Source organism: Mesorhizobium sp. Mes31, assembly GCF_024519675.1.
Taxonomy (GTDB): Bacteria; Pseudomonadota; Alphaproteobacteria; order Rhizobiales; family Rhizobiaceae; genus Mesorhizobium.
In genome coordinates, this window is record NZ_JALJRL010000002.1 from 251,081 (window position 1) to 266,114 (window position 15,034).

The 15,034-nt window shown below is 62.9% G+C and carries 15 protein-coding genes; 7 read left to right on the forward strand and 8 right to left on the reverse strand.

Features of this window, described 5'->3' with window-relative positions:
• The first annotated feature begins 119 nt into the window (after positions 1-119).
• The 3 genes from NR193_RS03825 (at position 120) to NR193_RS03835 (ending at position 3,781) form a co-directional block, all read left to right on the forward strand.
• Positions 120-2,426, forward strand: a complete 2,307-nt coding sequence (locus tag NR193_RS03825) for a xanthine dehydrogenase family protein molybdopterin-binding subunit (protein WP_256749547.1) — start codon at positions 120-122, stop codon at positions 2,424-2,426.
• 71 nt (positions 2,427-2,497) lie between these two features.
• Positions 2,498-3,400 carry a DMT family transporter gene (locus NR193_RS03830; protein ID WP_256749826.1) on the forward strand — a complete coding sequence of 301 codons (903 nt, stop codon included), beginning with the start codon at positions 2,498-2,500 and terminating at the stop codon, positions 3,398-3,400.
• Positions 3,401-3,469: 69 nt separating this feature from the next.
• The gene (locus tag NR193_RS03835) at positions 3,470-3,781 is read left to right on the forward strand and encodes a hypothetical protein (protein ID WP_256749548.1); all 312 of its coding nucleotides are present in this window, start codon (positions 3,470-3,472) and stop codon (positions 3,779-3,781) included.
• 34 nt (positions 3,782-3,815) lie between these two features.
• Here NR193_RS03835 and NR193_RS03840 read toward each other — a convergent pair whose 3' ends face one another.
• The 3 genes from NR193_RS03840 to NR193_RS03850 all read right to left on the reverse strand — a co-directional run bounded on the left by NR193_RS03840 (position 3,816) and on the right by NR193_RS03850 (position 6,265).
• Positions 3,816-4,622 (reverse strand): helix-turn-helix domain-containing protein, encoded by an 807-nt coding sequence (locus NR193_RS03840; RefSeq protein WP_256749549.1) that lies wholly within the window; start codon positions 4,620-4,622, stop codon positions 3,816-3,818.
• A 66-nt stretch (positions 4,623-4,688) separates the two neighbouring features.
• Entirely contained in the window at positions 4,689-5,570 is an 882-nt protein-coding gene (locus tag NR193_RS03845) for a uracil-DNA glycosylase family protein (protein WP_256749550.1), read from the reverse strand.
• 50 nt (positions 5,571-5,620) lie between these two features.
• Positions 5,621-6,265, reverse strand: a complete 645-nt coding sequence (locus NR193_RS03850; RefSeq protein WP_256749551.1) for a hypothetical protein — start codon at positions 6,263-6,265, stop codon at positions 5,621-5,623.
• Positions 6,266-6,484: 219 nt separating this feature from the next.
• Between NR193_RS03850 and NR193_RS03855 the strand changes: the two genes are divergently transcribed.
• Together NR193_RS03855 and NR193_RS03860 are read left to right on the forward strand one after the other, a co-directional pair.
• On the forward strand, positions 6,485-8,164 hold the full coding sequence (locus NR193_RS03855; protein ID WP_256749552.1) for an electron transfer flavoprotein-ubiquinone oxidoreductase: 1,680 nt from the start codon (positions 6,485-6,487) through the stop codon (positions 8,162-8,164).
• Between the two features lie 144 nt (positions 8,165-8,308).
• Positions 8,309-8,905 carry a DUF922 domain-containing Zn-dependent protease gene (locus NR193_RS03860; protein WP_256749553.1) on the forward strand — a complete coding sequence of 199 codons (597 nt, stop codon included), beginning with the start codon at positions 8,309-8,311 and terminating at the stop codon, positions 8,903-8,905.
• A 90-nt stretch (positions 8,906-8,995) separates the two neighbouring features.
• On the opposite strand, the gene NR193_RS03865 is transcribed toward NR193_RS03860, so the two are convergent.
• The 5 genes from NR193_RS03865 to NR193_RS03885 form a co-directional block, all read right to left on the reverse strand.
• On the reverse strand, positions 8,996-10,012 hold the full coding sequence (locus NR193_RS03865; RefSeq protein ID WP_256749554.1) for an endonuclease/exonuclease/phosphatase family protein: 1,017 nt from the start codon (positions 10,010-10,012) through the stop codon (positions 8,996-8,998).
• A 124-nt stretch (positions 10,013-10,136) separates the two neighbouring features.
• A complete protein-coding gene (locus NR193_RS03870) occupies positions 10,137-11,642 on the reverse strand; it encodes an AMP nucleosidase (protein WP_256749555.1) in 1,506 nt (501 codons plus the stop codon).
• Positions 11,643-11,716: 74 nt separating this feature from the next.
• Positions 11,717-11,911: a hypothetical protein gene (locus NR193_RS03875; protein ID WP_256749556.1), complete on the reverse strand. Its 195-nt coding sequence runs from the start codon at positions 11,909-11,911 to the stop codon at positions 11,717-11,719.
• 39 nt (positions 11,912-11,950) lie between these two features.
• The gene (locus NR193_RS03880; protein WP_256749557.1) at positions 11,951-12,109 is read right to left on the reverse strand and encodes a hypothetical protein; all 159 of its coding nucleotides are present in this window, start codon (positions 12,107-12,109) and stop codon (positions 11,951-11,953) included.
• A 225-nt stretch (positions 12,110-12,334) separates the two neighbouring features.
• Entirely contained in the window at positions 12,335-12,679 is a 345-nt protein-coding gene (locus NR193_RS03885) for a DUF2147 domain-containing protein (RefSeq protein ID WP_256749558.1), read from the reverse strand.
• Positions 12,680-13,128: 449 nt separating this feature from the next.
• On the opposite strand from NR193_RS03885, the gene NR193_RS03890 reads away from it, so the two are divergent.
• Both NR193_RS03890 and NR193_RS03895 read left to right on the forward strand, forming a co-directional pair.
• A complete protein-coding gene (locus NR193_RS03890; protein WP_010915070.1) occupies positions 13,129-13,395 on the forward strand; it encodes a sel1 repeat family protein in 267 nt (88 codons plus the stop codon).
• A gap of 388 nt (positions 13,396-13,783) precedes the next feature.
• Positions 13,784-14,905: an ABC transporter substrate-binding protein gene (locus tag NR193_RS03895; protein WP_256749559.1), complete on the forward strand. Its 1,122-nt coding sequence runs from the start codon at positions 13,784-13,786 to the stop codon at positions 14,903-14,905.
• Positions 14,906-15,034 lie beyond the last annotated feature (129 nt).

Sequence of the window (15,034 nt, forward strand, 5' to 3'; positions counted from 1 at the left end):
TGTTGCCGCTGGTCCAAAAAATTCGAAGTCTGCGCTCTTTACACGAAACGGTCCCTCGACAAAACTGAGCCAACGCCTATTTCAGGCGTTCCTTCTCCAGTCATCATCGCGAGGCATCCATGACCGTCGTCACGCCGAAATTCGGGATGGGCGCATCCGTGCTGCGGCGCGAGGATGCTGCCTTCATCCAGGGGCAGGGCCGCTATACCGACGACATCCAGCCGGCTGGCGTCCTGCATGGCCATGTGCTGCGCTCGCCGGTGGCCAAGGCAAGCTTCAGCATCGGTTCGACCGAGGCGGCGAAGGCCGCGCCTGGCGTGCATCTGGTGCTGACCGGCAAGGACCTTGCCCATCTCGGTGATCTCAGGTCCGGTGTCATGCAGGCACAGCCGGATGGCACCAAGGCGCCGACCCGCGATATTCCGATCCTGTGCCGCGACCGCGTCAACTATGTTGGCGATGCCGTCGCTTTTATAGTCGCCGACAGTCGCGCCCTGGCGCAGGATGCCGCCGAACTGATCGATGTCGACTATGATTCCGAGGACGCCGCCTCCGGCACCGCGACGGCGCTTGCCGAAGGCACGCCGCTGGTCTGGCCGGAACTCGGTTCCAACCGCGCCTTCAGCTACCACATGGGCGACAAGAAAAAGACCGACGCGGCTTTCGCCAAGGCCGCCCACGTCACCCGCATCGAATTCGTCAACAACCGGCTGGTCTGCAACTACATGGAGCCGCGCTCGGCGATCGGCGAGTGGAACGTGCGGGAGAACCGCTTCGTGCTGACCACGGGGTCGCAGGGCGTGCATTCCATGCAATATATCCTGGCCGGCCTGTTCAAGATCAAGAAGGATCAGATCCGTGTCATCACGCCCGATGTCGGCGGTGGTTTTGGGCCCAAGAGCTTCGTCTACCGTGAGTATCCGCTGGTGCTCGAGGCGGCCAAGCGGCTTGGCCGCCCGGTGAAATGGGCCGGCGACCGCACCGAGCACTTCCTGACCGACGCTCAAGGACGGGACAATGTCGTGAAGGCGGAGATGGCACTGGACAAGGACGGCCGCTTCCTTGGCATGAAGGTGGACCTGCTCGCCAATATCGGCGCCTATATCTCGCAATACGGTCCGTTCATTCCCTATATCGGCGTCACCATGTCGACCGGCGTCTATGATATCCAGGCGCTCGACGTCTCGGTGACCGGCCTCTACACCAACACTTGCCCGGTCGATGCCTATCGCGGCGCCGGCCGGCCGGAAGCGGCGTTCCTGCTGGAAAAGCTTGTCGATGCCTGCGCCCATGATCTGGGCCTGCCTGTGGAAGAGATCCGGCGCCGCAATTTCATCCGGCCCGAACAGTTTCCCTACCGCACGCAGACCGGCCGCCTCTACGACACCGGCGAATTCGAAGGGCACATGAACCGCGCCATCGAACAGGCGCAATGGAAGACATTTCCGGAGCGGCTCGAACAGTCGAAAACAGGCGGGAAGATCCGCGGCATCGGCATGGCCACCTATATCGAGGCCTGCGCGTTTCCTGGTTCCGAACCGGCCTTCGTCGAACTCAATGGCGACGGCACGGTGACGTTGAAGATCGGCACCCAGACCAACGGGCAGGGGCACGCCACCGCTTATGCGCAGTTCCTGTCGGAGAAGCTCAACCTCGACATCGACAAGATCCATGTCCGCCAGGGCGACACCGACGAATTGAAGGCCGGCGGCGGCACCGGCGGCTCGCGTTCGATTCCGCTCGGCGGTGTTTCGGCGTCGCGTGCCGGCGAGGATTTGGCCAACAAGATCAAGCGTATCGCCGCCGATGAGCTGGAGGCTTCAGCCGGCGACATCGAGCTGTCGAACGGCGTTGCCCGTATCGTCGGCACCGACCGGGCGATCGATTTTTCGAGCATCGCCAAGGCCGCCAAGACGCCGGACGATCTGAAGGGGTTCGGCGAGTTCGTGCAGGACGAGTGCACCTACCCGAACGGTACCCACATCTGCGAGGTCGAGATAGATCCCGAGACCGGCGCGACCGAGATTGTCAGCTACACCATCGTCGATGATTTCGGCGTCACCGTGAATCCGATCCTGCTCGCCGGCCAGGTGCATGGCGGCGTGGTGCAAGGCATCGGCCAGGCGCTGATAGAGGACACCATCCATGGCGAGGACGGGCAGTTGCTGACGGCGAGCTTCATGGACTACGCCATGCCGCGCGCCGACAATTTCCCGTTCTTCCACTTCGAGACCCGCAACGTGCCGTCGACCACCAATGCACTCGGCATCAAGGGGGCAGGCGAGGCCGGCACCATCGGGGCAACGCCGGCCGCGCTCAACGCGGTAACCGACGCGCTCTGGCGCGCCTACGGCGTCAGGCACATCGACATGCCGGCGACGCCGGCGCGCGTCTGGGCGACGATCCGGGAAGCCGCGGGAGCGTGACAGCCGGGCCGGGCACCCCCACCGTCGGGGTTAATGAGCACGCCGGCGGGCACAGCACGCTCACCGGCATCATGCTCAAGATCGTATCGGTGGCGGTCTTCGTCGGCATGCAGACCTGCATCAAGGCAGCGGGCACCGTGCCGGCGGGCCAGATCGTCTTCTTCCGTTCCTTCTTCGCCATCTTCCCGATCATCGCCTTCCTCGCTTTCAGGGGAAAACTTGGCACCGCCTTCACGACCAGGCGTCCGCTCAACCACATCGCGCGCGGTGTCGTTGGTGTCTGCGCCATGGGGCTCGGCTTCTTCGCGCTGACACGGTTGCCACTGCCGGAAGCGATCACGCTGAACTACGCACAGCCACTGCTGGTGGTGGTGTTCAGCTCGATCTTTCTCGGCGAGGCCATCCGCGTCTATCGCTGGAGCGCGGTCGGGGTCGGCCTGGTCGGCGTGCTGATCATCTCGTGGCCGGAACTGACGCTGCTGCGCTCGGGTGCTGCTCTGGGCGACCAGGAGGTGCTCGGTGTCATTGCCGCGCTGCTTGCCGCGGCCATCTCGGCCATCGCCATGCTGCTGGTGCGCAACCTCGTTCAAAGCGAGCGCACCGCGACCATCGTGCTGTGGTTTTCGGTGACGGCGAGCGTCATGGCGCTGCTGTCGCTGCCGTTCGGCTGGCAGGCGCTGACGCCACTCCAGGCAACTCTGCTGGTTGCCGCCGGTTTTTGCGGTGGCCTCGGCCAGATCCTGATGACGGCAGCCTATCGCCATGCCGAGGCCTCGGTCGTGGCGCCATTCGAATACACGTCGATGATTCTTGGCGTCGTCGTCGGCTATCTCGTTTTTGGCGACGTCGCCACGCTCAACATGCTTGTCGGCGGCCTGATCGTCGTCGCGGCCGGCATCTTTATCATCTGGCGTGAGCGCCGGCTCGGCCTGGAGCGTACCCGCACCCGCAAGGCTGCGTTGCCGCAGGGCTAGCGATACAGCAACCTTCGCCCGGTTTAGTGGTGTATGATACGAGCGGAGCAGACCGAAGCGGAGAATTAATTGATCTGCATTCTTGCAATGTCGGGTGCATATCTGTTCATGGGCTTCGTCTTGGCATCGTTTTTTACGGCCTGGATGTCTATGGCCGTCATAATCAGAAAAAGATCCTGGGACCACGATGAATCCGATTTCTCTAAGATCGGACGCTTGGCCTTCCTGCTGCAGGAGATGTCGACGACCGAAGGACGAATGTTCAAGTATGGAGTATTCGGGTTTTTGACGAGCATAGCATTGGCGCTATTGTTCGCTTCCATTTTGCTGGCAGTTCAATCTCTGGGGGTTAGCTTCACCGTGTGTGGGGCTTCGCTTTGAATGCGTCCGAACGGTGGGATATTGCAATAGATAATTACTGGGCCCGCTCCTTCGCCAGCCGCGCCAGAACCGCCCGCGTCTGCTCGTCGGCCGGAAAGAAGGATTCGATCGCCAGTTCCGACAGCGTGACGTCGAGCGGCGTGCCGAACACGGTGATGGTGCTGATGAACGACAATACCTGGTCGCCATGGGCGAGGCGCAGCGGATGCACGATGGCGTTCGGCTCGATGGGCATGGGCCGGCTGCCTTTCAGCCCGGACGGGTAGCCGCGCAGCTCGCGCTCCAGTTCGACCAGCACAGGATCGCCGCTTGCGTCATTCTGATGCTTCAGACGCTCGAGCAGGTGCGTGCGCCATTCCTGGAGATTGACGATGCGCGGCGCAATGCCGCCGGGGTGCAGGCTGAGGCGAAGCACGTTGACCGGCGGCGTCAACAGCGAAGCCTCCGTGATGTCGGCAAGGAACGGAGCGATAGCGGCATTGGCCGAAACCAGGTTCCAGTGCCGGTCGACGGCGAGCGCCGGGAAAGGCTCGTGCCCCTTGAGCACGATCTCCACCGCCGCCATTGCCGGCGCCAGCGCCCCGTCGGTCAGCGGGCGTTCGCTGAAGCTCGGCGCAAAGCCCGCCGCCAGCAGCAGCTGGTTGCGCTGCCTGAGCGGGATCGACAGCTGCTCGGCCAGATGCAGCACCATGTCGCGCGAGGGCGCGGCACGGCCGCTCTCGACGAAGCTCAGATGTCGCTGCGAGATCTCGGCTTCTATGGCGAGGCCGAGCTGGCTCATGCGGCGGCGGGTGCGCCATTCGCGAATGAGGCTACCGGCGGAGTTTTGGGATGTCGTCATGAGCGAATGACTAGGCCGGCGAGAGGCGCATTTCAATTACCTGCGAGGTCATCACCAGGTGAGCGACTAGGTGAGCGCCCGCAGCTTCGCCTTCACTTCGAGAAAATCCCGCCACGCCAGTTTCTTGTGCGCCGGGGTCCTCAAGAGATAGGCAGGATGCAGGGTCGGCATGGAGGGAATGGCGATGCCGGATGCCGTCGTGTGGACGCGCCAGTTGCCGCGCAGCCGCAAGATGCCTTCGCTGGTATTGAGCAAGGTTTTCGCGGACGGACCGCCGAGGTTGATCAGCACCTTGGGATTGACCAGTTCGATCTGCCGCTCGATGAACGGCCGGCAGATCTCGGTCTCGTGCGGCGTTGGCGTGCGATTGCCCGGCGGCCGCCACGGAATGACGTTGGCGATGTAGGCCGAGGTTCGGTCGAGGCCGATCGCGGCCAGCATGCGGTCGAGCAGCCGGCCCGAGCGGCCGACGAAGGGCAAGCCCTCGATGTCCTCGTCGCGGCCTGGTGCCTCGCCGACCAGCATGACGGCGGCCTCCGGATTGCCGTCGGCGAACACCAGGTTCTTGGCGGTGGCCTTGAGGTTGCAGCCGTCGAACGCCGCCATGTGCTGGCGAAGCTCGTCCAGCGTCGTTGCCGTCGTCGCCAGCTGACGCGCCAGCGCCGCTTGCGCTTCATCGGGGACCGTAGAGGTCTTGGCCGGTGCGCGCGCGACGGGCGGCGCGTTTGGTCTGTCACCCGCGTCGGCACTGGGTACGCCAGTGGAGCGAGGCGGTGCGGCGGTGTCACCCAAGGGCGGCGCCGCCGGCGCGCGCTCGGCTGGTTTGGGCGCAGCCTCCGCGAACCGGTTCACCGGCTGGTCTTCAAGCGCCTCGTCGACGCCCGCGCTGGCATAGAAGGCCAGCAGGTCGGCAAGGTCCGGTCTGTTGTTGGGGGAAGCGGCAGTCATGGATTCACATTCGTCCGCATGGCGGCAATTTGCAAGGCTGGCCGCTTGCCCTAGCCTGTCGGAATGCGCGGATCCTGAACCAGATAGAAGGTCCATCGCGGCGTGTAGTCGGTCATCAGGAAATCGAACCTGGCGGTTTTCAGCGGGTCGACCTTGCCGTTCTTGAACAGCAACCGATCATAGGGTTCGAAATCGCGATCGAAATCGGCGAAATTGCTCGACCAGATATTGTCGGGCGTCTTGTTGCGCTGGTCGAACGAAAGCCCGTCGCCGAACACGCTCGGCTGGTCAAGTATCTCCTGAAGCTCGAACTGGAATTCGATCCAGGCCTGGCCACTGTTGTTGAGCACGTCGATGCGCATGTACATGACGCCGTTGGCGAACTCGCCGGCCTTGCCGAATGCCTGGATCGGCTTTGTCGTGCGGATGGTCAAAGTCACCGGTGTCGCCGAATTGAGCTCTTCGGTGATCACCAGCGGATCTTCCTTGGTTCCGATGCCCGAAGCACCGGTGATGCGGAAGCCGCCAAGCTCGTCGGAGAAGGAATAGGCGCCTGTCGCCCAGACTTTCACCTCGTCGGCGACGGCGTCGACCGGTGCCAGCAGCAGAAGGGCCAAAAGGATCGCCCGGCGGGCCCGGCCGGGCGTTGAAGGAAAGCGCGTCGATGACAAGCCGGCTGGCCCAGGAATGCGCATGGCGTGAAGTATGGCCGATAAGCAAGCCGTCGAACAATTAAAAACGCAAGCGCCGCGGGCCAGGCTGAACGAAAGCAGCCGCCCTGGCGCACGATGCGCGACTTTTTGGCCAAATCCGCATTGTCACGTATGCGCCGGTTTCCTGTCGCCAATTGATGCGCTATGCAGCGCAGGAGCCAGCAAGATACGCAACAGCGGCAAGCCAGTGCGGAGGGGTTGATGAGCGACATCGAACGCGAAAGCATGGAATTCGACGTGGTTATCGTCGGTGCCGGGCCGGCCGGCCTTGCCGCGGCCATCCGCCTCAAGCAGGTCAATCCCGAGCTTTCCGTCGTCGTGCTGGAAAAGGGCGGTGAGGTCGGCGCCCACATCCTCTCAGGCGCCGTCGTCGATCCGATCGGCATCGACCGGCTGCTGCCGGGTTGGCGCGAGGAGGAAGGCCATCCGTTCAAGACGCCGGTCACGGCGGACCATTTCCTGGTGCTCGGCCCTGCCGGCTCGTTCCGTCTGCCCAACATCCTGATGCCGCCGCTGATGAACAATCACGGCAACTACATCGTCTCGCTCGGCAATGTCTGCCGCTGGCTGGCGACCAAGGCCGAAGAGCTTGGCGTCGAGATTTATCCGGGTTTTGCCGCGGCCGGCCTGCTCTACAATGAAGAAGGCGCCGTCACCGGCGTCGTCACCGGCGACATGGGCGTCGAGAAGGACGGCACGCACGGCCCGGGTTTCGCGCCGGGCATGGCGCTGATGGGCAAGTATGTGCTGATCGGTGAAGGCGCGCGCGGCTCGCTCGCCAAGCAGCTGATCGCCAAATACAATCTTTCCGACGGCCGCGAGCCCGGCAAATACGGCATCGGCCTCAAGGAACTCTGGCAGGTCAAGCCGGAGAACCATCGGCCGGGCCTGGTTCAGCACTCCTTCGGCTGGCCGCTCGACATGAAGACCGGCGGCGGTTCCTTCCTCTACCATCTCGAGGACAACCAGGTGGCCGTCGGTTTCGTCCTCCATCTCAACTACAAGAATCCTTGGCTGTCGCCCTTCGAAGAATTCCAGCGCTTCAAGACCCATCCCGCGATATCAGGCACGTTCGAAGGCGCCAAGCGGCTCGGCTATGGTGCGCGCGCCATCACCGAGGGTGGCTGGCAGTCGGTGCCGAAACTGTCCTTCCCAGGCGGCGCGCTGATGGGTTGCGCCGCGGGCTTCGTCAACGTGCCGCGCATCAAGGGCTCCCACAATGCGGTGCTGTCAGGAATGCTGGCGGCCGAGCATGTCGCCGAGGCGATCGGCGCCGGCCGCGCCAATGACGAGCTTTCCTCCTACGAGGCGGCATGGCGGGCGACCGACATAGGCAAGGACCTGAAGAAGGTGCGCAACGTCAAGCCGCTCTGGTCGCGTTTCGGTACCATTGTCGGCGTCGGCCTCGGCGGCCTCGACATGTGGCTGAACACGCTGTTCGGCGTCTCGCCCTTCGGTACGCTGAAGCATGGCAAGGCCGACTATGCCGCGCTCGAGCCTGCCGCCCAGCACAAGAGGATCGCCTATCCGAAGCCCGATGGCGTGCTGACATTCGACCGGCTGTCCTCGGTGTTCCTGTCCAACACCAATCATGAGGAAAACGAGCCGGTCCACCTGCTGGTCGGCGACATGGACCTGCAGAAGCGTTCCGAACACGATGTCTTTGCCGGACCCTCGACACGCTATTGTCCGGCCGGCGTCTACGAATGGGTCGACAAGGACGGCAATGCAGCAGCCGATCCCGCGGCGAAGGACGTGCGCTTCGTCATCAACGCGCAGAACTGCGTCCACTGCAAGACCTGCGACATCAAGGATCCGAACCAGAACATCAACTGGGTGCCGCCGCAAGGCGGTGAAGGGCCGGTCTACCAGAACATGTGAGCCACGGCGCCGACTTGGGCCGCGTCGACCATCGGCGGCAAGGAAGCGGCGAAACGCCGGTCCACCAAGGCATGTAGAGCAGCAGAACCGTTGAAACGGCCACCGGCTTGTGGTTCCCTTATCTACGGATAGGGAGAAAGACCCATGCGCCGGACCATTCTGACATGCCTCGTTGCCATCGGCGCCCTTTGTGCGCCGGAAGCCTTGGCCGGCACCAGGGTCGTGGTCCAGACGCGGACCTACGACATCACGGGAGGCTCGGGCGCCACTCTCGTCGACGCCATGGACAGCAAGGGCCCCAAGCACGGCTTCATGACGCATGCCATCGCCCAAACCGCCTATACCGTCGACTGGGATCTCGACGTCGGGCAGGTAAATGGCTTCTGCCGGCTGCGGCGGGCCAACGGCACGCTCAACCTCTTCTATACCTTCCCTCGCGTTGCTTCGCCCACGACGCCGGCGCTGAAAAAGCGCTGGAACCGGTTCTTCGCCGGCGTTCGCGCCCATGAGGAAACCCATGGCCGCATTGCCAGAGAGATGATGCGCGCCACGGAAAGGTCGATCACCGGCCTCAAGATCGCCGACGACCCATCCTGCTACAAGACGCGCGGCGAGGCGCGGCGACGCATCAAGGTCGCCTATGCCGAATACGAGGCCAGGCAGAACGCCTTCGATCAACGCGAGCATAGCGAGGGCGGCCATGTCGAACATCTGATCGCCGCCCTGATGGGAAAGCCTTGAGCGATCCGTTCATCATCCAGGGTCCTTGCGGCGTCGCTTTGCTGCTCCGCCCTTTTTCCTGGAATTGCCTGAGATGACGAAGAGCCTGTGTCAGCCGTGGGGCTTGCTGGGCAGATCGCTCGCAGCGAGCGCCGTCGCGTGCTCGTCGTCAGGCTGCTTGCCGTCGGCCTGGACTGAGAACTCCACCAGGACCGGAAGATGGTCCGAACCTGTCTCCTCGAGCCTGGATGCGCCATGGATCAGCACCGATCCCTTGCTGAAAACCTGGTCGATGGGCAGCCCCGCAAAGCGGCGCAGGAAATCCGGCAACTTGATGTAGGTCCAGGTCGGTCCGGCGGACGGCATGACGGTCAGCCCGCCGAGCGAGGCTACACGACGCACGGCCGCGCTCCATGGCACAGCGTTGCAGTCGCCCGCCATGATGGCGGTCTCGCCGAGCGACGAGAGCGATTCCGTGAGCTCACCGATCTGCCAGTACTGCTCGCGTGGCCATGGCCAGCTCAGATGGATCGCGGCGACATCGACGCCAATGCCGCCGAAGTCGACGGTCGCCATCGCCATGGCGCCGCGCCGCTCGCAATGCGGCTCGGTGCCAGCGGCAAAGGGCCGCCGCGAGAGCAGCGCGACGCCGAATATGCCGTTCGGGTAAGGACAGAGAATCCGATAGGGATATGCGCTGCCGATATAGCCGAGCTCGGTCGTCCACATCGCCGACACCTCGTCGAGGGTGATCACGTCGGGATTGGTCCGGCCGATCAGCGACAGCACCTTCTTCGGCGTCGGATTGTCGTAGCGCAGGTTCATCTGCAGCAGTCGGTAGACCGCGAGGCCCTTGTTTTTGGCTTCATAGGCAGCCTGAACCGGCCACGGGCTGGGCAGCGCGTTCAAGGTGGTGGCAGAGGCCGCCACGGCGAAAAGCAGCGCCGCGACCGCTTGCAGCCGAAATGTTGTGGCCAGCAGCGGCAGCGCGCAAAGCGCCATCAACACGGCCAGATGGACGCGGAAATGCGAAAAAGAATCGAAGGCCGGATGCAGGGCACCGAAGAACCCGGCCACCACGGCAACCGAGAACATCATCATCGCGATGAATGCCAGTGAAGCCGCCATGTCTCGACTGCGTCTCATTGGGTCAGGTCTGCATGGGTTGCCAGATAGGATACTGGCTCGGTTATCGGCAAGAATGCGGCCCAATCAAGATGACGCAATGCCCCATGGCAGTGCGCGGATCGTCTTACTGGAACGCCGTCTCCGAAAAGCTCCTGAGCTTGCGCGAATGCAGCCGCTCCATCGGCATTTCGGACAGCTTCTCCATCGCCCTGATGCCGATGGTCAGATGCTGCGCCACCTGCCGCTTGTAGAATTCGGTCGCCATGCCCGGCAGCTTCAGTTCGCCATGCAGCGGTTTGTCCGAGACGCACAGCAGCGTGCCGTAAGGGACGCGGAAGCGGAAGCCATTGGCGGCGATGGTCGCCGATTCCATGTCGAGCGCGATCGCGCGTGACTGCGACAGGCGCTGCACGGGTCCGCGCTGGTCGCGCAGTTCCCAGTTGCGGTTGTCGATGGTGGCGACGGTGCCGGTGCGCATGATGCGCTTGAGGTCATAGCCGGACAGGCCGGTGACTTCGGCGACGGCTTCCTGCAATGCCACCTGGATCTCGGCCAGCGGCGGGATCGGTACCCAGACCGGAAGATCGTCGTCGAGAACATGATCCTCGCGCACATAGGCATGCGCCAGCACATAGTCGCCCAGCGCCTGGGTGTTGCGCAGCCCGGCGCAGTGACCAAGCATCACCCAGGCATGCGGCCTCAGCACGGCGATGTGGTCGGTGATCGTCTTGGCGTTGGAAGGCCCGACGCCGATATTGACCATGGTGATGCCGCCATGGTTCGGCTTCTTCAGGTGATAGGCCGGCATCTGCGGCAGGCGCGGCGGCGCCACGCCTTCGCTGGGCGCGCTCTGTCCGGCCTTGGTGACGACATTGCCCGGTTCGACGAATTCGGCATAGCCGTGGCCGCCTTCCGCCATCTGTGCCCGGGCACGGGCGACGAACTCGTCGATGTAGAACTGGTAGTTGGTGAACAGCACGAAGTTCTGGAAATGCTGCGGCGTAGTCGCCGTGTAGTGCGACAGGCGGTGCAGGGAATAGTCGATGCGCTGCGCCGTGAAGGGCGCCAACGGCCTCGGCTCGCCGAATGGCACTTCGAATGTGCCGTTGGCGATCTGGTCGTCGGTGCCGTCGAGGTCCGGTACATCGAACAGGTCGCGGATCGGCCGCTTGATGCGCTCGGCCGCCGCGCCGTCGACATGAGTGCCTTCGAGAAAGGCAAAATGCAGCGGGATGGGAGTGGTCGATTCCGACACTGTGACCGCGACACCATGATTGCGCATGATCAGGCGCAACTGCTCGACGAGGTAGCTTTCGAACAGGCCCGGCTGGGTGATGGTGGTCGAAAAATGCCCTGGCGTCGGCATATGCCCGTAGGCCTGCCGCGAGTCGATCTGGGTGAACGAGTTGGTGGTGACGCCGATCTCCGGATAGAAGGCGCGGTAGCGTTTGCCGTTGTCGCCGCCCGCTGCGGCAAGCGCCGCAAAGGAGTCGCGCAGGAACCTGGTGTTGCGGTCGTAAAGCACTTGCAGCGCCGTGACGGCTTTTTCGGCGCTGTTGAAGCTTTGCCGGCCAAAAGGCTCCGGCATGACGACAGATTCGATGGCTTGAGGGTAGATTCGCTTTTCCATGTCTCAATATAGAGACTTGGACGACATGTTGGGAGGGGTTACGCGACTGAAGGCGGCCAGAGCGTCGTTTTTCTTCAACCGCGCCGCAGGCTGACCAGAAGCACGAAGCCGACGCCGGTCTTCTTCAGGGCCGGTGCGTCGATCGTCGACCCGGCATCGGCACGCATCATCGGCACGGCCAGGACCGGAGCGGCCAGAACCATCAGGATAAGCGCCGCCCGCGGCAGAAGCCGAAGGGTCTTGAGAGCGTTGGCGGCGATGCGGTTCATGGTGTTCTGCTTTTCTTTTCGAGATCTTGGTTCTTTGGCTCAGTTGCGAAGGTGGGTGGGGCAGCCGAGGCGGCAGGTTCTGGAGCTTGCTTCGTCCCAGGCGCGGGTCGGACGACCGGCCTCGGCGACGAGGATGGCGAAAAACATTCCAAACAGGCTCATGAGCAGGCAGACGATGGTGAAGCGGCGGGCAAGCATTGGGTCGTGTCTCCTTCAACACGCAGGAGCATGCCCGAGCGCGACTGAACCGGCTCTGATGCCGGCGTTCATCTGCGGTTCAAATTGGTTGACGGTGTTTTGAAGGCGCCGGCGTCGGCCCCGACGGGCGCCGGTACGAGAGCGGCCGAAGCGGCGTGTCGCGCCTCGACAAACGAAAACGGGGCCCGCCGGGGCCCCGTCGTCATCTCGCAAGCATGCGGTAGATCAGAGTTTGTGCCAGGTCTGGCTCTTGCAGATCAGCCCGCCGAGCACGCAGCCGCTCATCTTGAGCGAGGTGCCGGAGACCGACGCCTTGCCCGAATAGGTCTTGTCGTTTTCCGGGTCCGTTATGGTGCCGGTATACTTGTTGTCACCGGCCACCTTGAACGAGCCGATGTTCTTGCCGGCATATTTACCCGACTTCAGCGTGATGGAAAACGTGTCGCCGCCGCCCGTGATGGCGGCCGTTGAGCCGGCCTGGGTCTTCCAGTTGCCTTCGATCGGATCGGCCCACGCCGCACCCGCCATGATCAACGTGGCCGCAAGGGCCAGGCTCACTTTTCGAAACATGCTCTTCCTCCCTTTGGATATCCGGCCGGATGCTCCGCCTCGCCGGTCTGCCGTTTACGCAAACGTAAGTTAATCCAGCTCCCGGCAAAACAAAAGCGGTGCCGCTGCGGAAGACTTCGGGATTTTAAAGACGTCTGAATACGCCCCGTCGGCGGGAAACTGAAACGATCGGCGCATTGCCTTTGTCTCTCGTGGTTAGCGGAGTGTTGAAGGCCGCCGCTAAAATTTTCGTCAAATTTGGCGCAAACGGGCTGAGTTGCTGGCTTCGTATCCTTAACGAATTTCCGCGTTTACCTCTTGTTTTAGCTTTGTTTTCCTCAAATTAAGCACGCCATTTAACGACGGATTCAAGCCTGCACGGCATTCTCGAAAGCATCGAAAGAGCGGCCCGGCAAGACAAACGGAGGCAGCTCTCGGGAGCCAGACAGGGCCAGAACAGGGGATTGAAAATGGCACGTTTTGAAATGCTTGAAGCCGGCTTCGGCGCCATGGGGGCAACTGCCCAGGCCGACATTCTTTTTGAGCTGGGAATGATGTATGCGACCGGCCGCGATTGCGAGACCGATGTCGTCGCCGCCCACAAATGGTTCAACATTGCCGCCATCAAGGGTTCGGCCCGCGCGGCGGAATTGCGCTCGGAACTGTCGGCCGCCATGTCGAAGGTGGAGATCGCCAAGGCGCTGCGCGAAGCCCGCGAATGGATGACCATGCACTGAGATCCGCCCACAGACCTATCGAAGACAGGGAAGCTCCGGGATCAAGACCGCACAGACGGCCAGACCCGGCGGAATAGAAGGCCGCGCAAGACGGTCGACGACGTTAAGAAAAAGAACGCGGCAGGCCTGCCAGGCCGAGCCGTGCGACACGGGGAAGGCGAGCGGGATTTTCTGGCGCGGGGGCGCTTGGAAATTGCTCGACGGGCAAAAGAGCCATGACCAGCCGGAACAAGGTTGGCATGGTTTTTTTGGCGTGGATGAGATCATGCAGGCCCAATCGAGTGCCGCCAATGCGCCTAGACAGGCCCAACGAAGGATGAAATTGTCCCGCCTCTCTGGAAGAAGCGCGGCCGGGGCGGCCGCGCGTGAGTGGAGGAGTTCTATTATCATGAAAAAAATGAGTATTTTGAGCGCGGCCGTTTTTGGCCTGATGATGAGTGCGCCGGTCGCATTCGCCGACGACATCACCGTTTCGGTGGTCGGCCCGATGACCGGCCAGCTCGCCACCATCGGCGACCAGTTCAAGCAGGGAGCGCAAGCCGCCGCCGACGCCATCAACGCCGCCGGCGGCGTCAATGGCAGCAAGATCAAGCTCGACATCCAGGATGACCAGTGCGACCCGAAGCAGGCGGTCTCGGTCGCCAATCGCATCGTCGCCGACGGCACCAAATTCGTCGACGGTCATGCCTGCTCGGGTTCGAGCATCCCGGCCTCCGCTGTCTATGCCGAAGCCGGCGCCCTGATGATGAGCCCGGCCTCTTCGAACCCGGTGCTGACCGACGCTGCGGCCAAGGCCGGCTGGCCGACGATCATGCGCCTCTATACGCGTGACGATGCGCAGGGCGCCTTCATCGGCCCGTGGATCGCCAAGAAGTATGCCGGCAAGAACGTCGTCGTCCTGCACGACAAGAGCGCCTACGGACAGGGCGTGGCTGACGCCGTCAAGGCAACCATGAATGCCGGCGGCCTCAAGGAGGTGGACTACGAAGGCATCAATGCTGGCGAGAAGGACTACTCGGCACTCGTCACCAAGCTGAAGGAACTGAAGGCCGACGTCGTTTATTTCGGCGGCTACCATCCTGAAGCCGGTCTGATCCTGCGCCAGTCGGCAGAGCAGAACGTCAAGTTCCAGCTGATCATGCCGGATTCGATCGCCTCGCCGGAATTCTGGCAGGTTGCCGGCCCGGCCGGCGAAGGCACCATGTTCGTATTCCCGTCGGATCCGCAGGCAAAGCCAGAAGCCAAGGCGGCGGTCGAGAAGATCAAGGCGGGCGGCTTCGTGCCGGAAGGCTTCACGCTGTTCTCCTATGCCGTGATCCAGGCTTTCGCCGAGGGCATCAAGCGCGCCGGCAGCGACGACCCGGCCAAGGTTGCCGAAGCGTTGAAGAACGGCACACCGATCAGCACCGTTGTCGGTGATGTCACCTTCGACGAGAAGGGCGATCTCAAGAATGCCAGCTACGACATCAACCAGTGGCACGACGGCAAATACGCGCCGATCGCGCAGTAATCGCTGACGTCGCTCCGGCGACCAGATAACCAATGAAATGGCCGGGCTCGTCCCGGCCATTTGTCATTCAAGAGATTGTGGCTGATGCAAGCGCGGTTGGCGGTGTTAACCGCTTGCCCGACAAGGCGG

Excerpts from the sequence above, each read along its gene's own strand:
- NR193_RS03825 (WP_256749547.1), top strand. The coding sequence starts at position 120 with ATGACCGTCGTCACGCCGAAATTCGGGATGGGCGCATCCGTGCTGCGG.
- NR193_RS03830 (WP_256749826.1), top strand. The coding sequence starts at position 2,498 with ATGCTCAAGATCGTATCGGTGGCGGTCTTCGTCGGCATGCAGACCTGC.
- NR193_RS03840 (WP_256749549.1), bottom strand. The coding sequence starts at position 4,622 with ATGACGACATCCCAAAACTCCGCCGGTAGCCTCATTCGCGAATGGCGC.
- NR193_RS03845 (WP_256749550.1), bottom strand. The coding sequence starts at position 5,570 with ATGACTGCCGCTTCCCCCAACAACAGACCGGACCTTGCCGACCTGCTG.
- NR193_RS03850 (WP_256749551.1), bottom strand. The coding sequence starts at position 6,265 with ATGCGCATTCCTGGGCCAGCCGGCTTGTCATCGACGCGCTTTCCTTCA.
- NR193_RS03855 (WP_256749552.1), top strand. The coding sequence starts at position 6,485 with ATGAGCGACATCGAACGCGAAAGCATGGAATTCGACGTGGTTATCGTC.
- NR193_RS03860 (WP_256749553.1), top strand. The coding sequence starts at position 8,309 with ATGCGCCGGACCATTCTGACATGCCTCGTTGCCATCGGCGCCCTTTGT.
- NR193_RS03865 (WP_256749554.1), bottom strand. The coding sequence starts at position 10,012 with ATGGCGGCTTCACTGGCATTCATCGCGATGATGATGTTCTCGGTTGCC.
- NR193_RS03870 (WP_256749555.1), bottom strand. The coding sequence starts at position 11,642 with ATGGAAAAGCGAATCTACCCTCAAGCCATCGAATCTGTCGTCATGCCG.
- NR193_RS03875 (WP_256749556.1), bottom strand. The coding sequence starts at position 11,911 with ATGAACCGCATCGCCGCCAACGCTCTCAAGACCCTTCGGCTTCTGCCG.
- NR193_RS03880 (WP_256749557.1), bottom strand. The coding sequence starts at position 12,109 with ATGCTTGCCCGCCGCTTCACCATCGTCTGCCTGCTCATGAGCCTGTTT.
- NR193_RS03885 (WP_256749558.1), bottom strand. The coding sequence starts at position 12,679 with ATGTTTCGAAAAGTGAGCCTGGCCCTTGCGGCCACGTTGATCATGGCG.
- NR193_RS03890 (WP_010915070.1), top strand. The coding sequence starts at position 13,129 with ATGGCACGTTTTGAAATGCTTGAAGCCGGCTTCGGCGCCATGGGGGCA.
- NR193_RS03895 (WP_256749559.1), top strand. The coding sequence starts at position 13,784 with ATGAAAAAAATGAGTATTTTGAGCGCGGCCGTTTTTGGCCTGATGATG.